Raw genomic sequence first — 17111 nt, forward strand, 5'->3', positions numbered from 1 at the left:
TGAAAATGAAAGAAACGTTTAGCTGAAATCATTTGCAGTGTAAGATAAAAGAGGTGAACCCATTGATCCTTTGGATAAACGGTGCATTTGGATCTGGAAAGACAACAGTAGCTTATGAATTGAATAGAAGAATTCCCAATTCTTTTGTTTATGATCCTGAGAATGTTGGATACTTCATTAGAAAGAATGCTCCTAGACAAATATTAAAACAAGATTTTCAAGATCATGCTATATGGAGAGAGATTAACTTTTCAGTTCTTCAGACAATAAACAGTGAATACAACGGAATTATAATTGTGCCGATGACGATTGTTAAACCTCAATACTTCGATGAAATTATAAATAAGTTAAGCTCTAATGGAGTTGAAGTCCATCATTTTACCTTACTAGCGAATCGAGAAACATTATTAAAACGATTGAAAAGTAGAGGAGATCATAAAAACTCATGGCCTGCAAAACAAATTGATAGATGTATTTCAAGTTTATCTCAGGAAATGTTTAAAACACACATTCATACAGATCGTTTAACCATAGAAGAAATAGTTGATCGAATTGCAAGAGAGTGCAAACTTGAATTACAAGTAGATAGTAGAGGAACCCTTAAAAAGAAATTTGATCGATTCATAACCAAATTAAAACATATAAGAATATAGAATATTTGGAAGTATAGTCGAAGAAGACAAGAATCTTGATGTCGGTGAAATAAAGCTTGGAATGACGGAAAGTGAAATCATTCAACATTGGCGTTGAGGGGGAAACATCAATGAAGAGAATTGTTATACTAGCTATGATGATCATGTTTATTGCTGGTTGTAATTCCAAGGGAGAGCCTTCAATAAACACGTCTCCAAATGAAGGTGAAGGATATATTTTGGAAGTAACTGAAAACCGTATTTTAGTGATTGAGAAAAAATATATGAATAAGACTTGGAAAGACATTATGGATGAGTATGTCGGAGAAGCAATATGGCTAAGTACTAATAAAAGAAATTTAAAGCCTGGTCAAAAAATATATTATCAAATATACAGTAGTAGTTAATGGGAAAACATTGGAGGATAAGGGTGCCGTGATTGATGGCAGAACTAATGTCCCGGTTCGCGCCCTGTCTGATGCACTGGGGGTAGATTTAGAGGTGTCCGGTAAGACGATTAATATTACTACTAGCGAAGGTTCACAATCCAACGATGGTGCAGGAAATGAAACTGCTGGGGCATCACCAGTTAACAATAAGTACATCGGAAGTTCCAAAAATAGCTTGGAAGAACTAAAGGCCAGTATTGAAGATAATATTCTTTCTTTAGCCTATGAGGGGCGGAAGAATATTCTTGCCGAGATTGAGATTTTAAAAACCTCAGGTTTAGACGGCGGCCCTGCGCCAGGGGTTGCGGTCAAAGAAGAACAACTGACGGAATACGAAAGTATTATATCGAAAAATGAAGCAGAACTTCGCTTAGTAAACGAAGCCTTGCAAGCACTGGAAAATTAATCCTTAACCTATCTACCAAATCATGGTACTATATTCCTATATTTTAAGGAATGAGGGGATTAGGTGACTAAAAGGTATAAGTTATTATTGTCTTTGAGTGTTGCTGCGATAGCCCTATCGTCATTTGCCGCTGGAGCTCACGGAGCAGGGAAGTTGAAGTTAATTGTTAACGGCAAGGCGGCAACAGCAGAAGTGAAAACAATTAACAACACAACATACGTACCCTTGCGAGCAGTATCGGAAATGTTAGGTGCAACGGTATCGTATGATAGTGCTTCGAGTACGATTACGATCAACAGTGCGGGGAATGCTACTATTCCTAATACTCCAAGTGTTCCTAGTCAAGAAGCTACTGAAAATACGAAGTCGAGTACGAATAGTAGGTCTAATCCGGCGGAAATCGGAACAACGCTTCCGTTTACTGTGAAGGACATTATTAGTGATTATGGCGGCAGCGTAAATATCTCGCAAGTCATTCGAGGTGAGCAAGCCTGGCAAATGATACAAGAGGCTAATATGTTCAATCGCGAGCCAGATACTGGACACGAATATATACTGGTCAAAGCTAAAGTTACAATTACTAGAAATGCTAAATCAGATGCTGCCGTTGGCCTCTGGGGCGGTGATTTTACGCTGGTCTCCACTTCGGGAACTGCTTATGATTATCCGTCGGTTGTCACGCCTGAACCAAAACTCGATGCTAGTATTTACATTGGGTCGTCTAGTGAAGGATGGGTAGCTTTCCAAGTTAAGAAGAATGATGAATCGCCCCTGGTTGTGTTTGAGAGAAAGTATGACGGAACTGGTGGAGTTTGGTTCAAAACAAAATAATATCAAATAACTAATTAGGTCTCGCTGATCAGCGGGGCCTTTTATTATGCCTTGAAAGGGTGATGAACTTGGCTCAAATACAAAACGTACTAAAGATTGAGCTCGATCCGAATAAACCTGTACCGGAGATTACCCAAGTCATTCAAGCTGTCATTTCGCTTTATCCTCCAATTGAACGCGAGGCCATTTTGGAAGGAGTTAAAGATGAAGTGAGCATAGGAATCAAGCAATTGAAAGGAGTTGAGTCATATGGCGAACAGGTACGCAAACCTAACTCCGAGCAAGGATATTAGTCAAGACTTTAGAACAATTGATGTCGGTTTTGATAAAGTCCAGGCCGACGTAGACGCCAAGGCGGCCACGGTGAATAGCCATATCGCAAATGCGGACATCCACGTCACGAAGGCTGATAAAACCAAATGGGACGGTCATGTGGCGAACGCCGATATTCACGTCACGGCGTCTCAAAAGGCTGCGTGGGACTCCAAGGCAGATGGCAATACGGAAACAGAGCTGGCTGATCACGTAGCGGATCAGGTTGTCTATATGACGCAGGAGAAGCAAGACAAGTTAGACGGCATCGAAGAGGGCGCCCAGGTCAACCAGAACGCATTTGCCAAGGTCAATGATATTACTGCAGCGGATCCGTCATCTCAGTTTTACATCGTTGGCGGGATTGGAATAACGGTTACTACCAACCCGATTAACGGAGAGATTACCGTAACGGCAACGGGCGAAGCTGCCCCAGGAGCTCACGGCATAACCCACACCGAGCACGGAGCTGATCCGATCCCGACGGCCACATTGACCGAGGGCGGTTTGTTGTCAGCTGCTCAGCTGGCTGAGATCGTCGCACATGGCGAACTACTGGACGAACACGCTGTGGCTATATCGGGTTTGGAGGATTTACTAGAAAATGCAACGCCAAACCCGACGGCAGATACCTTAGTTAAACGAGACTCAGAGGGCCGGTTAAAAGCTGCTGCCCCGAGTGAGAGCGATGATGTAGCACGTAAAGCCGAGCTCGACACTATTAATACACAGCTTGCAGAAACTGTGAAGAAATCAGAACTAGCTGCCTCCCCTGCAATTAACACTAGGTCAGCCGGGACAGACCTAAATAATTTAACGAATAATGGGAGCTATTACGCAGTGGGCGGTACCGCCAATAAGCCAACAACGACTAACTGTTACGTTACACAGATTAATAGCCCCGCAGCTGATTATGCAGTACAATTTGCTACCAACTATAACGGCAACCGCTCTTTTTTTAGAGTTAAATTCAACGTCGTTTGGGGGCCTTGGTCAGAGGTAATAGCGATGGCGCCAAGTGGAGACATAACAGTATCGGGAAATATAGACTTCGAAACGATGAAGGGGCTAGTTTGGCGCAATGGAAATGCGGATACGATTGGGGATCTAGCAAATTTCCCGGATCTGACCGACAAGCAAGCTATACTAAGAATATTTCGCAACACAAATACATCCGGTAATAAGTTAATTCAAATATCACGAGGCGATGGGACTACCGGGGCGGCACTTCAAATAACCAACGGTGACATAACCGTTCTGTCCGGTCGAAATGTCTCTATCACATCCGGCTCTAATCCGGAGGGTGTTGTTGCAGCTAATGTGGGATCGCTACATTTACGGTACAACGGCGGCGCGGGGACAACTTTGTATGTAAAAGAATCCGGCACGGGGAATACGGGGTGGGCAAGGGTAAACACAACATCCCCATAAAATAAACAGGAGGTGACCACATGCTAAAAGAGTGCGTAGTGCTAGACGGACGAGTTATAAACATTGGCCCTTGGGACTATAAGGTGGAGCAGATAGAGGTAGGTTCAGAGGAGATTGAGGTCGAGCCAGCTGAATACGATGGGGAAGGGAGTTTGATACGTGAAGCAGTATTCGAGAGGGTGCCGGTGTATGAGGATCAACCTACTAATCCTCTGCCCGATGGTGCGGAAGTCGTCGAAATGGAAATCGTTGAAGGCGAAGACGGCGGACTATATCCGGCTGATTATGTCCCGGAGCCTGACGAACTGGAACAGCTCAGAGCCGAGAACACCGAGCTTAAGCTTGCTCTCACAGAGCTGGCCGAAGCCCAGGAAGCGGATAAGACGGAAATGCAGCTCGCGCTTGCGGAGATTGCCGAACTCATTTCGGGAGGTGAGAGTGATGGCTAAAATCTACTGTGACTTAATTAAAAAGGCGCTTAAGACGCTTGATGACGTGCCTCTTCGCTGGAAGGATCAAGTACAAGATATGCTTCTAGACGCCGAATAGGCGTTTTTATTTTGCCCTCGGGATCCCAGGGGCTATTTTGTTGGAGTGGGGTTAAAGAGGCGGAGTACACAAGATTCTTTGCCAAATATGTTGAGAAAGTTTGCCGAGGGGTGTTGACAATGATCCGACTGCCTCCCTAGAGTGAATTTTTTCTGTCCTCCCCACGTCCCCTTACTGTCCGCAATAAGGCCAATAAATACCCTGTGCTTCTTATAGTATGAATTTAGCAGAGATAAGAATTAGCTGCTGCGAACTATAAAAAGCGGAGGTATTCATTCATGGCAAAAACAGATTGGACATTAACGGATACGGTGAAACCGGATGACTTCAATAACATTGGGCGAGAAATTAATCAGTTGCGTATGGATGTGGATCATATTGAGGTTCCAACGGCATCGTTAACGGAAGCGGGGATTGTGCAACTGTCGAATGCAACGAATAGTACAAGTGAAGCACAGGCAGCAACCTCAAAGGCAGTAAAGTCGGCCTACGATGCGGCCGCAGCAGCCCAGACTACAGCCAACGCCGCAAACTCAGCAGCAGCAGCGGCTTTTCAGCTTGGCAATGAGCGGAAAGCGGAAGTGGTTGCCGCGCTTGTTGCCTGGGGAATATCGGCATCCACAAGCGAATCATGGGATTCACTGCTTAGCAAGATGACAGCAATCATTAATCGGGGCGCTCAAGTGATTACGCCTGGGACAACAAACAAAGTGATCCCAGCAGGGTATCACAATGGTAGTGGGTATGTTGTTGGGGATCCTGATCTAGTAGCTGCAAATTTCCCGAAAGATGTTAATCTATTTGGAATACAGGGTGCGCTCGAGCGTGTGACCACCGCAGAAAAGACAGCTATTGCGAATGCAATTGCATCTAAAGGTGTTCCTGCTAGCGTGAGTGATTCGAATACCGTTTTGGCTAATAAGATTAATACGATAAACACAGCAAAATATGCGAGTGGTACAGTATCAACCTACTCACATAAAACTTTTACAATCACCGGTAGTACTGGTGCTACTGAAAGTTCGGCTTGTGTCACAATCACGGGTATTGGGTTTGTACCTTTCTTAATACTCGTGAGATTGAGGACTTATAGAGATTTGTCTATATACTCAGAAAAGACACTGAATCTATTTTCATCCGATGCTAGGTTATTTAAAACAACGGATACTGGACCTGGTGGTGGTGGTGCAGTATCGTCGAGGTTTTATGCAATTAATAGGCAGACAACTACATTTGATATTCCAGTAATGACATATGGTTCAGGATTAACATGGGAATGGGAGGCGTTCGGATAAAGCAACAAATTACGGTGAGATTTTATAGACTTTATATAGGCCTGAAGGAATAAAATATTTTCCGAAGGGTGTTGAAAATGATTAGAGTATTTCAGTCCAAGGATGGCGTTGAAGCGATTGACAAAATTCCAAACATAAATAAAACATCCTAGTATATGGTAGTTTCGTTGGATTCTTTTTAAGTTAGCAAGCTATATAATAGAGTCGAATCTAGCGGTTCTAATAAACTGTAAAGGGTGGAAGAACATGAAATTTAAGAAGATATTAACCGTTCTCTTTACATCCATGCTATTACTTACATTTTCGTCGCCTATTTATGCTGCTACTGGGTTTGCTGATACAAAAGATCAAGCATTTTCGGTTCAACCTACCGCAGCCGGTAATTATGTAATGTCTATGTCTTTATCCAACCAATATGATGTTGACTGGTATAAATGGACAAATAATACCGGTTCAGATAAGTTTATTAGTACTCTCATTGCTGTGGTTGATAATAGTAGTGGAAGTAAGTACCACATTGGACATGAACTTGTTTACAAAGACGGGCGCAGTACAGACATCTTCTATTCTTATGACGGAACTGGCATTTCTCATATTTATGTTCCGGCTGGCGCGACACTCTATATTAGAGCAGAATCAAAAGTATTCGTTGATCCATCTATAGTTTACTGGTTATATGTTGTAAACCATGAGTTAAATTAATAGTTCTTTTGAAAAGCACCTTCGGGTGCTTTTTATTTTGCCCTCGGGATCCCCGGGGCTATTTATATTGAAGGGGTGGTAGCAATGGAGAACGTGATTAAAGCATCATTAGCCGCCGGAAGTTTTGCGGCGTCATTTTTGTTTGGGGGTTGGTCGCCTTTGCTTAATATACTACTGGCTTTTGTGATTATCGATTATGCCACTGGGGTTGGTGCTGCAGCCAAAGAAGGCAAGCTAAACAGTACAGTAGGTGGATGGGGCATTGCAAAAAAAGTTTCTATCTTCGCTATTGTTGCCGTGGCACACTTGGTAGATACGGCATTGGGCGGTTCCCACCTATTCCGGGATGCGGCAATATTCTTCTATCTTGCCAACGAGTTACTGTCATTGATTGAAAACGCTGGTCGTTTAGGAGCGGCTATTCCTCCTGGTCTGAAAAAAGCTGTTGAGGTACTGAAGGGAAAGGGAGGAGAACAATGAAAAAGGTATGGATTGACGCTGGCCATGGCGGCAAAGATCCGGGAGCGGTCGGCAACGGTTTACAGGAAAAGGACATCGCGCTTGCGGTGTCCCTCGGCGTAAAGGAACGCTTGGAATCGCAATATGACGGCATTCAGGTGCTGCTCTCCCGTAGCACTGATGTATTTTTGGAGCTAAAAGACCGAACGAATAAAGCTAATGCAGCGGGAGCAGATATCCTGGTCTCCATCCACTGCAATGCTGGCGGCGGCGCTGGCGGCTTTGAGACGTTCCGCTATACTAATGCATCTTCTATGGGCACGGCATTTCAAAATGTGCTGCATGCCGAGATCATGGCCGCGCTTAAACCGTTCGGCGTAAACGATCGGGGCAAGAAGTCGAAGAATCTGCACATGGTTAGGGAATCCAAAATGCCGGCAGTGCTGTCCGAGAACTTGTTTATCGATGTAGCAACTGATGCGGCCAAGCTTAAACGGCAAGAGGTGATCGAGGCGATCATCCAGGGGCATGTGTCCGGGATTGCTAAATACTTGGGATTAAAACGAAGGGAGGGGGCAACCGTGGCAAAAGCACCTGAGTGGAAAGAGAAGGGCAAGGATTGGCTTGTTAAGAACGCCAATATTAGCCCGGATTGGAAGGCAACCGATCCGGTGGACGTGGGCACGCTGGGAACTATTCTTGGAAGATTACTGAAATAGATGGTATAATGTGGCTACGTAGCGAATACCGCCGCGCAACCCGAAAACATCGGTATAAAGACCCTGCCGTTAATGGCAGGGTCTTTAATTTTAGTACGCCCAGCATGAGCGTCATATATTTCTGAAAGATATAGTGGACAAAATCTACGATGACATATTCAGTTCCTCGCTTAGGGAATTTTATACTTATTTAGATGTTTTGCAATTTCTATAGCTTTTCTCTCTCTATCCTGTTTTGAATTTCTACAATCTGCACCAAAGATACCACTTATACAATTTCCACTAAATAAACTAGCAACACAACTATAGACAGCGTCTTTACTAACCAAGGTTTTAGAGGCGATTTGCTCTGCTGTACTGTCTAAAAATTCTTTTGGGTTCTCCAAAAAGAAATTAAACACTTTTTCATGATGTTCCGTAAGGTCAATGAATTCTTTCTTGATTAGTTTCGGTATTTCCGATATTGGCAGGGGGTCCTTTTCCACTGCGCCACCTCCTCTTATTAAGTAACTCATTTCTAAAATATGCCCATAGCCTTTTAAATATGTAACTAAACAGACCATGCTCGACTAATACTGGCACGGTCTGTTAAATCGGTTATGGGGTGACATTGCCCACAACTTGCCCACAAAACATACCTACTTTTGCACACTTCACAACTCTTCAAAAAACGTGAAAACCGCATAGATAAAGGGTTTCACGTTTTTTAAACGAATTAAATATACGTATTATCTTAAGAGTTATCTAAGGCTGGGTTATTTCGTAAATATTGGCGAGAGACCAAAGAATTGGTGTAATCATGGCAATATATAATATTCAACTAAGTAATGATTCTTTAATTGGTTCATCTATTACAACCTGAAAGGAAGTTTATAGTGCCTAATCATGATTTTATTGTTGGACTAGAAGTTAATCCCGACTTTACTTGGAATGAAAAAGGTATAGTCCTTAATGGGATAAAAGTTACACCTCATGCTTCGATCGATGATGAGTTAATAAGTTATATCAGTGACACACTAGATTGGATAAAGGGATGGTATCCAAATGGGGCATATGAAAAAGGGTTAGATCGTTATGGGTACACTATTATTAAAGAGGAAGAAAACATAAGAAAATTCAAAGATATTATTATCTCTTGGAGAAATCTTTTTATAAACGGACCGGAAGTAATTATTTTAACTGGGAATTATGGCTGGGAAATTGAATCCACAAAAGGTTATTATGAGAAGAATGTATTCAAAAAGAAGGATATTATCGATCAATTAAGTAATTTATTAACAGTAATTGAGAAGGCAATAAACACTAAAAATTATGTAATTCATTGTGGGATATAACAAAGAAAGCTGCATCGTAATTCGATAAACTAGGATGCTAGATAAATGTAACACTAGTTGCCGGATAAGAATCAAAAAAAGTTTTCGTAATTTGCGAAGGAGAAGTAGAATGCTTCATTTATTTAATTTAATCATCCCTTTTCTCGTATTGCTCCCAAGCTTTTTGATGATAGGGCTACCGCCTAATAATAACCTGAAAATATAAAAGAAACTGGTAATCGTATATACAATATTGCCAAAGGGAATTGGAAGGATTGGTGTTTTAGTAATCCCCGTTTTTTCAGCAATACGTAATGAATCATTATATGAAGTACTAGCACTAATAGGAATGGTTATATTTTTTTAGTGCTTCAATTATTTTACACTCGTATCTATTATTTCTTAGTAGCATGGTACTAGCAGTTGGTCATATACCAAATAGCTTATACATATACCGTCAAGAAAGCTAGTTTCGATGAATTTACATTTTAGATTCAAGAATAATGAAGAGGTCAACATAGAAGAAGTATGGGTGGAATAAAGTTGTAATAAATACTTCACTAAATTAGGAGTGAACGAAATGGGAAAAGTTATTTCGGGTAGGTACTCAGCTCAAATGGAAGATTCATTTGTTGTATTTGTAATTGGTATGAGAATAAACCGATGGTTTGCCTTGCATAAATGGATTCCCGTAGTAAAAGCAATGGGACCGATGATTAAAGAGCTATATCAGAACCCGGAGCATGGATTTATAAGTACAGAATTTTTTTGGAATTGGAGAGGGATTACTCTATTACAATATTGGAGAAGCTACGAACAACTAGAGAAGTATGCTCGGGGAGGAATTCATTTAAAAGCTTGGATTAAATTCAATAAATCGATTGGGACTGATGGGACGGTAGGAATTTACCATGAAACCTATATGATCCAACCCGGACAATATGAATGTATTTATGGAAATATGCCTAAATTTGGTTTAGGAAAAGCAGGCAGGCATATCCCAGCAGTAGGTAGAATGGAAACCTCAAAAAGAAGGTTGGGTGGAGAAAATGATCCTGCTGTCCCAACTCCGAATAATCCAAAATAATGATAAGAAGATCGGGGATATGAAATTAGACCAGCAGAAATTGATCTTGATTGGGAAGAAGAGGAGCTGGAGGAGAGGTATCCAATGTTATGGAAAAGATTTTGGGAGAACCCATTAACGTAAGAAATGCTATGGAAGGTGAGCCTTTATGATACTTAGAAACATCTCAGAAACTGAATATGTTATTTCTAATTTGCAGATTAATGATTTTCAAAAGCAACAATTTTGTATTCTAGTTGACAGATGTATAATCATGGAAGATTCGCAATCATCATCCTAGCTACTATCCACGATTAGGATTTCAACCAGCAAGATAATTTGGACTTGAATTGAAGCAGTTTGAAGTGCCAGATGAGGTCTTTATGGTTTTTGGGAGGAAGGAATGCTTCAAAAAATTAAAAGGGAGCTAAAATATCCGAAAGCTTTCATTAGTTAAGTCGGTATCATCGATTTTCCTCATCTAAATTAGGATGGGTTGTTTCATAAATCAGGCACTTTGGAGAGGTGATCCACTTATGTCACAAACATTAACCCAAGAGACAGTTGAAATAATAGAACAGTCCGAACTGGATTATATGCTGGACAGAATGAAGGCTATTCAAGAAAGACCAGGCAATCCAGAGGGGGTGGAGATAAAACCATTTGGCAACTCAATAGCGCTATATAGTGAAACAATGCCTTGGCCAGCTTTTAATACGGTAAAGGGCATAAGCAGCAATGAGATTGAATTACTTGACGAGATTGTTGAATTTTATAAATCAAGAAAGCGAAAGGTTCAATTTGAGATTGTTCCATCGCGAGTAGATCAGGGACTTTTACAAGAACTTGCCCAACGAGGTTTTTATCAATCGGGGTTTCATACATCTTTATACTATCCTATAGTAGATGATTCAATTATTGAGTTAAGTGATATAAGTATTAGGGAAATTACTACGGAGGAATTTCAAACCTATGCAACTATTCATTGCCGGAGTACTGGACTTCCCGATGAAGGCATTCCTCATGTCGCTCAAAATAATCTCATTTTATGCGGTAGACCAGGCTGGAAATTTTTTGTAGCTATGAAGGGTGATGTTCCGGCTGCTGTAGGTGTCATGTATACGAAGGATTCCGTGGCTTCCTTAACTTTTGCTGGAACATTGCCTGAATATCGGAATAATGGTCTTCAACAAGCATTAATACGAAGAAGATTATATGAGGCGACAATAAACAATTGCAGTATCGTAATTAGTCAAGCCGGTTTTTTAACCCAAAGCCATAGAAATATGGAGAGTATAGGTATGAAGATCGGGTATGTAAGAACAACCTGGACAGAGCTTTGAACTAAATAAATAAGGGAGCTAAACCCCATATTTAGAGAAGCGGAACGACCCAGCCTTAACAGAGTGATCCAAGGCTGGGTTTTCTATGATCGAGGCATAATGTGCGGAACTTTTCCACTATGCTAACGTCCTGATATTTGTAAGTAAATTTGAAAAGGAGTTGTGATGTTCTTGAATAGATGGATGAAATACCTGGTTTGTTCCGTAATACTGGGGAGTTTCTTTTTAGCGAATTCTTCCGCATATGCAGCCTCAACTGTTTTCGTGAACGGAGAGTATCAGCATAATTCTTTAACGATAGAAGGACGAACATGGGTGCCAATAAGGGCATTGAGCGATAAAGAATGGCTTGTTTATGCTTATGATCCCAAGACGAGGATCGCTTCGGTTCACAATAAAGGTAACAGTATAACAGTTCAGCTTCGAGTTGGGGATAAGACAGCTACGGTTAACGGCAAAAAAGTGCAATTAGAGGCTGAAGTTGTTAATAAGAACGGCCTGACCTATGTGCCGCTTCGTTTTATCACGGAGACGTTTGGAGCGCATATTGAATTTAATGCTAAAGATGACCGAGTCATTGTTCGTACCCCTACGGGGCAGGCTCAATATGAAACTTTAATGCGTGGGGATCTTACAGAAGCCCGCAGGATTGCGTTTGAACTAGCTAGAGTAAACGGAGAAGCGCCGGCGCTCCAATTCGGAGAAGGCTACCACCATTACTATTATACTTTTCCAGAAGGTGAAGCACTGCGTTTTACAGTTAGTGCTTCTGGTTATAGCGAACATTATTATGAAGTAAATGACGAAGGGCTCGCGATACACAAGTGGCAAAAGGATAACGTAGCTAACCGGGAGTGGGGAAAGGAACCAGAATTTAAAAGCTATGTTTATTTCTTGGACGAATTTATGGCCGGCTTATTTACTTATGGAATAGTAGACTCTCAAGGAAACGATACGGAGTTGGGGAAGTTCTATTATAGCGAATTTAAGGATACAGTAATACCAATAAAGGGAGAGAAACGTACGGTTATCAGGCCATAAGCTAATGCCGAAATGATCCAGTGTCATATCCTATCCAATAACATAGTGGGGCTACCGCCCTTTGATTGACAGATGTATAATCATGGAAGATGCGCAATCAATTAACTACCCAGCCTAAGACAAGAGCCATCTACAGGCTGGGTCTTTTTGTGGATACGAGAAACGTTGTATACATTAATGCATTGTTGAAATATCAGAGAGGGGAAAAACAAATTGAATGAACAAAGTCAAAGAAATAAAAAGGCATGGGAATATCGAGCATATGAATTTTGGAATAAAAGAGATGGTTCACCTAAGGAAAAAGCTATTCAAATATTAAAAAATCCAATAGAAAATCTTAAAAAGCATAAACATTACTTTGAACATGTTAAAGATAAAAAAGTAGCTAATCTTTGTGGATCAAATGGAAGGAAAGCAGTTCCGTTGGCTTTATTAGGTGCAGAGGTGACCGTATTCGATATCTCCGAGGAAAATAAAAAATATGCTTTAGAATTAGCAGCAAGTACGAATACTAAAATCGACTATATCGTTACGGATATTTACGACATTGATTTGGAGAAATACGGGGGATATTTCGATGTTCTATACTTAGAGGGAGGGATACTACATTATTTTGGCGATATTGATAAGTTTATGTCTATTCTTTATGAATTATTAAAAGATGGAGGGAGTATGATTCTTAGTGACTTCCATCCTCTAAGAAAATGCATTATTAGTCAAGGAGAAGTTGACTATTTTGATATAGAATTAAGAAGCGGGGACGTGGCATACAAAGGTTTCTTTGATGAACAGGAACAACTGGATTTTCCTGATGTCTCCATTCGTTTATTTACTTTAAGCGAGATTATTAATTCTGTTCTTTCATCAGGTTTCAAATTGAAGAAGTTTGATGAGCATCGCGGATGGAATAATGAAAATATTCCTTGGGAATTTACGATATTGGCGGAGAGATACATAGACTGTGATATAAAAACATGACGAGGGTGACAAATTATTCCAGGAGTGAGATGGATAAGACTTACACATTCTTACAGTAGGGGGATTTAAAGAGGAAAGCCCTTGGTTAAGGATCAAGAGGTACACAGAAATAGAGCTACCAACACAGACGCCCACCTAAGATAACTGCTATCTAAAGGGGGCGTTTATCGATAAAGGGACGGGAGATCGACTATGGAGAAATATACGGTTCCAAACCTTCGGAATGCAGCTGTACTAACGATTGATACACAGAATGATTTTAGTTTGCCTGGCGCCACAGCTGAAATTAAAGGAACATATGAGGTTTTATCCAACATGGTTAAGATATTAGAAGTATGTAGGAAAAACAGGCTGCCCATTATTCATGTCCTAAGAATTTATAAGGCAGATGGCTCTAATGCGGATATTTGTAGAAAAGAAATCATTGAATCTGGAGGAAGAATTGTAAATCCAGACACGGAGGGGGCAGATCTGGTAGATGTGATTAAACCAATTGGCTTTCAAGAACTTCGTTTCGATGAACTCTTGGCAGGCAAAATTCAACAAGTTGGTAGTCATGAATGGGCCATTTATAAACCTCGTTGGGGAGCATTCTATCAGACAAAATTAGACGAGTTTTTGAGACGCTTGGAAGTTGATACGTTAGTCTTCATTGGTTGTAACTTTCCAAATTGCCCGCGTACTAGTATTTACGAAGCGAGTGAACGAGATTATCGATTAATTATGATTGAGGATGCAGTGTCAGGTACATACGAACGAGGACTTACAGAGCTTAGTAATATAGGGGTAAGGATATATCATACCCATAAATTTATTAGTGAGTTGAAAAGTGAATTCGAGGCTGGCCCCAATTGTGTATAACCCAGTATTCACAGAAATAGAGAACTGGCTATACCGAGGGTTATTACTTATAAAAAGTGGGGTTAAAGGGGGGAATTAAATTGCCGTGGCCAATGGTTCATTTTGCAGTATCGGATAACCTTTCATCTGGAAACCCCTCGCCGAATTTTTTGTTAGGCAGTATATCACCAGATGCCGTACATATGCGAGGACAGATATCAAGAGAAGATAAAGGCTTTACTCATCTTGTTCATAATAATAAATTAGCGGCTAAGGAATTAATTTTGGAGAAGTGTAAGGAGTATTTAATAAAGCAATCCCATCCAGAATGGAAGGATTTCGTATTAGGTTATTTTTCTCATATATATACGGACTTAAGATGGACAGATACCATATATTATGATTTTGAGAATAATTATAAAGGAGAAATGAAGGATATAAGAAAGACTTATAACGATGAAGTCAGTCAAATAGAATTTAACCTTTTAAGATCAATCGAAAACTCTGATACATTATTTATAAAACTCATAAAAGCAAGAGGATATGAAATAAATCCTTTTGTTACGCAGGATGAAGTCCATCAATATAGAGATAGTAAGGTGAATTGGTTGCAAGATCCTAAGAATGAGCCTCAAATAGTACCGAAATATTTTACTAACGACAGAGTCGATAAATTTATTAGTGAAACGTCAAAGGAATGGAAAGAACTAGCTGAAGAATGGAGCTTAGAAATTCCGCTATATTAAAGGAAGTGATCACTATGAGAATTTTGATAATAGGAACAACTGTAGGTGCTGCTATTGCTTTATGTTTAGGTCTCTTAAGTGGTTGGGGGCTAGCCATAAACGTAACTGGTGGAATCGGTATTGTTCTGTTGTTGTTAGCGGGGATATTGACAGGAGCTTTTATTAGTGGGGATAGAGCAAGAGCAAATTATATGGTTGAGTCGAAAGAAAATAAGGATTTTAAAAAAAAGTATTCAGCAGTGTTGTTTTTATGTGGTCTTCCCTTTCTTATAATAGCTCTTGTAATCTATGTACTAACTAACTAAATAAAGATAGCTTGAGGAGGGATTCGGATGAATCAACAGTTTCTTTTGTTGTACGATTATAATATTTGGGCGAACGAAAGAGTGATTAGTTATCTCCGAACATTGCCGGGGAATCTATTTTTGAAAGAAGTAGATTTAGGATTCAAATCAATTGCGGAAGTCATTGGTCACCTTATTTCCGTTGATGAAATTTGTTTTTCTCGGATAAAAGAAGAAATTCCCTCATCACTTGTAACAAAACAAATCATTAATCTTGATGACGCTAGTAATTACATGAACAAATTACAATCACAAATTCGTGAATACTTATTAACGATTAGTGATATAGAAAAAATAATAACCTATAGAAACACAATGGGGGAAGAATTTCAGAATTCAATTTCAGAGATAATTCAGCAGGTTGTGAATCATGGAACCTATCATAGAGGCAATATTTCTACAATTCTTAGATACTTAGGTTTTTCGGGTATACAAACAGATTACATCGTTTATTTAAGAAAATGATTTCTATATTTCTAAAAATATGAGTTCAGACAACAAGTGACCCAGCCTAAGATCAGAGCATTCTAAGGTTGGGTCATTTTTTGATAAAAAAATACATACCGCAGGAGGAATAAAAGTGAGTATAAAATTAGGAAAAAAACTTGGTGAAGGTAGTTGCTCCGAGGTTTTGAGTTATTAAATGATCAAAATAAACTCGTTAAAATAGCTAGGGATAACACAGACTATGAAGCTATGAAAAGGGAGTATAATAAGGCATTAAGGGAAGGAATGATTGATTTTGTATGTAACTTAAGGTAATTTCAGCTGAGGATTTGTGCCGGGCGATCAAATCAACTCAATAATACATAAAGGAAGGGTTTCCCTTAAATGGATTTGAACCAAAGAAAACGATGGAATGAAAATCACAAGAAATTGACAAGTTTAATTTTAAAAACCTCGGAACATAAGAATACGATAGACCTACTTCTTCACCAACATAGTTTGTTGCACTCATCACAAATCAACAATCTGCCTTTCGTTACTCTTGAAGATGAATTAATTAAAGATCTAAAAGAAGAAACATTGCGCAAGTACCCTGTTGCCGTTCCTGGAACGATAAACTCTATTGCCTGGCATATATGGCATATTACTCGAATTGAAGATATGACTATGAATGTTCTGGTAAATCAAGATGAACAAGTGCTTTTTTCAGGGGATTGGCATAAGCGTCTTAAAGTAGATTATATGAATACAGGTAACGGAATGACAGAAAATGAAGTTGCTGATCTTACCTCAAATATTGATATTTCTTCATTATTAGCTTATAGAATGGAAGTAGGACGTAAAACGCGTGAGATCGTAACTGGTTTGCAGCTTGGTCAGTTTAAGCAAAAGGTTGAAGCAAGGAGAATTAAAATTCTTGAAGATCAAGGTGCCGTTAAGAAAGAAGCGCTATGGTTGCTTGAATATTGGGGGAAGAAGAGTATAGCAGGACTAATTCTCATGCCAGCGACCAGACATAATTATTTACATTTAAACAAATCAATGCGGATCAAACAAAAAATTCAAAAGACGAAATAATGAAACTGCTAGTCTATTAACGCCTCAGCCTAAGATAAAGTATCCCGGGCTGGGGCGTTTCGTAATTTTTTATTGTTCGATCGAAAATAACCATACATAAAAAAATAAAAACGAGGAAAAACGGCTCCAAA

The 17111-nt window shown here is 39.9% G+C and carries 23 protein-coding genes; 22 read left to right on the forward strand and 1 reads right to left on the reverse strand.

Going from position 1 to position 17111, the window contains the following annotated elements; translation table 11 throughout:
* The first annotated feature begins 62 nt into the window (after positions 1-62).
* The 12 genes from ACE3MQ_RS06020 to ACE3MQ_RS06075 all read left to right on the forward strand — a co-directional run bounded on the left by ACE3MQ_RS06020 (position 63) and on the right by ACE3MQ_RS06075 (position 7785).
* A complete protein-coding gene (locus ACE3MQ_RS06020; protein WP_379391614.1) occupies positions 63-653 on the forward strand; it encodes an AAA family ATPase in 591 nt (196 codons plus the stop codon).
* Between the two features lie 110 nt (positions 654-763).
* A complete protein-coding gene (locus ACE3MQ_RS06025) occupies positions 764-1039 on the forward strand; it encodes a DUF3221 domain-containing protein (protein ID WP_379391616.1) in 276 nt (91 codons plus the stop codon).
* Positions 1040-1067: 28 nt separating this feature from the next.
* On the forward strand, positions 1068-1487 hold the full coding sequence (locus tag ACE3MQ_RS06030) for a hypothetical protein (RefSeq protein ID WP_379391618.1): 420 nt from the start codon (positions 1068-1070) through the stop codon (positions 1485-1487).
* Positions 1488-1550: 63 nt separating this feature from the next.
* Entirely contained in the window at positions 1551-2318 is a 768-nt protein-coding gene (locus ACE3MQ_RS06035) for a stalk domain-containing protein (protein WP_379391620.1), read from the forward strand.
* A gap of 68 nt (positions 2319-2386) precedes the next feature.
* Positions 2387-2611, forward strand: coding sequence for a hypothetical protein (locus tag ACE3MQ_RS06040; RefSeq protein WP_379391622.1), 225 nt, complete (start codon positions 2387-2389; stop codon positions 2609-2611).
* Entirely contained in the window at positions 2568-4061 is a 1494-nt protein-coding gene (locus ACE3MQ_RS06045) for a pyocin knob domain-containing protein (RefSeq protein WP_379391624.1), read from the forward strand. The genes ACE3MQ_RS06040 and ACE3MQ_RS06045 overlap by 44 nt, the downstream gene beginning before the upstream one ends.
* Positions 4062-4081: 20 nt before the next feature.
* The gene (locus ACE3MQ_RS06050) at positions 4082-4510 is read left to right on the forward strand and encodes a hypothetical protein (RefSeq protein ID WP_379391626.1); all 429 of its coding nucleotides are present in this window, start codon (positions 4082-4084) and stop codon (positions 4508-4510) included.
* Positions 4503-4610, forward strand: coding sequence for a CD1375 family protein (locus tag ACE3MQ_RS06055; protein ID WP_379391628.1), 108 nt, complete (start codon positions 4503-4505; stop codon positions 4608-4610). Before ACE3MQ_RS06050 ends, ACE3MQ_RS06055 begins: the two co-directional genes overlap by 8 nt.
* Positions 4611-4888: 278 nt before the next feature.
* A complete protein-coding gene (locus ACE3MQ_RS06060) occupies positions 4889-5905 on the forward strand; it encodes a phage tail protein (protein ID WP_463139993.1) in 1017 nt (338 codons plus the stop codon).
* 246 nt (positions 5906-6151) lie between these two features.
* Positions 6152-6607 carry a hypothetical protein gene (locus tag ACE3MQ_RS06065; protein WP_379391630.1) on the forward strand — a complete coding sequence of 152 codons (456 nt, stop codon included), beginning with the start codon at positions 6152-6154 and terminating at the stop codon, positions 6605-6607.
* 84 nt (positions 6608-6691) lie between these two features.
* Complete coding sequence (locus ACE3MQ_RS06070) at positions 6692-7087, forward strand: phage holin family protein (RefSeq protein ID WP_379391632.1); 396 nt, start codon at positions 6692-6694, stop codon at positions 7085-7087.
* On the forward strand, positions 7084-7785 hold the full coding sequence (locus ACE3MQ_RS06075; protein ID WP_379391634.1) for an N-acetylmuramoyl-L-alanine amidase family protein: 702 nt from the start codon (positions 7084-7086) through the stop codon (positions 7783-7785). The genes ACE3MQ_RS06070 and ACE3MQ_RS06075 overlap by 4 nt, the downstream gene beginning before the upstream one ends.
* A gap of 170 nt (positions 7786-7955) precedes the next feature.
* Here the strand turns inward: ACE3MQ_RS06075 and ACE3MQ_RS06080 are convergent, their stop codons facing one another.
* Entirely contained in the window at positions 7956-8270 is a 315-nt protein-coding gene (locus ACE3MQ_RS06080; protein ID WP_379391636.1) for a hypothetical protein, read from the reverse strand.
* 390 nt (positions 8271-8660) lie between these two features.
* On the opposite strand from ACE3MQ_RS06080, the gene ACE3MQ_RS06085 reads away from it, so the two are divergent.
* The 10 genes from ACE3MQ_RS06085 (at position 8661) to ACE3MQ_RS06130 (ending at position 16980) form a co-directional block, all read left to right on the forward strand.
* Positions 8661-9119: a hypothetical protein gene (locus tag ACE3MQ_RS06085; RefSeq protein ID WP_379391638.1), complete on the forward strand. Its 459-nt coding sequence runs from the start codon at positions 8661-8663 to the stop codon at positions 9117-9119.
* 559 nt (positions 9120-9678) lie between these two features.
* A complete protein-coding gene (locus ACE3MQ_RS06090; protein WP_379391640.1) occupies positions 9679-10185 on the forward strand; it encodes a DUF4188 domain-containing protein in 507 nt (168 codons plus the stop codon).
* A gap of 515 nt (positions 10186-10700) precedes the next feature.
* Positions 10701-11507: a GNAT family N-acetyltransferase gene (locus tag ACE3MQ_RS06095; RefSeq protein WP_379391642.1), complete on the forward strand. Its 807-nt coding sequence runs from the start codon at positions 10701-10703 to the stop codon at positions 11505-11507.
* 165 nt (positions 11508-11672) lie between these two features.
* Positions 11673-12548 carry a copper amine oxidase N-terminal domain-containing protein gene (locus ACE3MQ_RS06100; RefSeq protein ID WP_379391644.1) on the forward strand — a complete coding sequence of 292 codons (876 nt, stop codon included), beginning with the start codon at positions 11673-11675 and terminating at the stop codon, positions 12546-12548.
* A gap of 213 nt (positions 12549-12761) precedes the next feature.
* Positions 12762-13526: a class I SAM-dependent methyltransferase gene (locus tag ACE3MQ_RS06105; RefSeq protein WP_379391646.1), complete on the forward strand. Its 765-nt coding sequence runs from the start codon at positions 12762-12764 to the stop codon at positions 13524-13526.
* A 192-nt stretch (positions 13527-13718) separates the two neighbouring features.
* Positions 13719-14387, forward strand: coding sequence for a cysteine hydrolase family protein (locus tag ACE3MQ_RS06110; RefSeq protein ID WP_379391648.1), 669 nt, complete (start codon positions 13719-13721; stop codon positions 14385-14387).
* A gap of 80 nt (positions 14388-14467) precedes the next feature.
* The gene (locus tag ACE3MQ_RS06115; RefSeq protein WP_379391650.1) at positions 14468-15112 is read left to right on the forward strand and encodes a hypothetical protein; all 645 of its coding nucleotides are present in this window, start codon (positions 14468-14470) and stop codon (positions 15110-15112) included.
* A 14-nt stretch (positions 15113-15126) separates the two neighbouring features.
* The gene (locus ACE3MQ_RS06120; RefSeq protein ID WP_379391652.1) at positions 15127-15417 is read left to right on the forward strand and encodes a DUF5316 domain-containing protein; all 291 of its coding nucleotides are present in this window, start codon (positions 15127-15129) and stop codon (positions 15415-15417) included.
* A 27-nt stretch (positions 15418-15444) separates the two neighbouring features.
* The gene (locus tag ACE3MQ_RS06125; protein WP_379391654.1) at positions 15445-15921 is read left to right on the forward strand and encodes a DinB family protein; all 477 of its coding nucleotides are present in this window, start codon (positions 15445-15447) and stop codon (positions 15919-15921) included.
* A 366-nt stretch (positions 15922-16287) separates the two neighbouring features.
* Positions 16288-16980, forward strand: coding sequence for a DinB family protein (locus ACE3MQ_RS06130; protein WP_379391656.1), 693 nt, complete (start codon positions 16288-16290; stop codon positions 16978-16980).
* Positions 16981-17111 lie beyond the last annotated feature (131 nt).

Origin of the sequence: Paenibacillus lentus (assembly GCF_042714055.1) — a bacterium.
GTDB classification, from domain to species: Bacteria; Bacillota; Bacilli; order Paenibacillales; family Paenibacillaceae; genus Fontibacillus; species Fontibacillus lentus_A.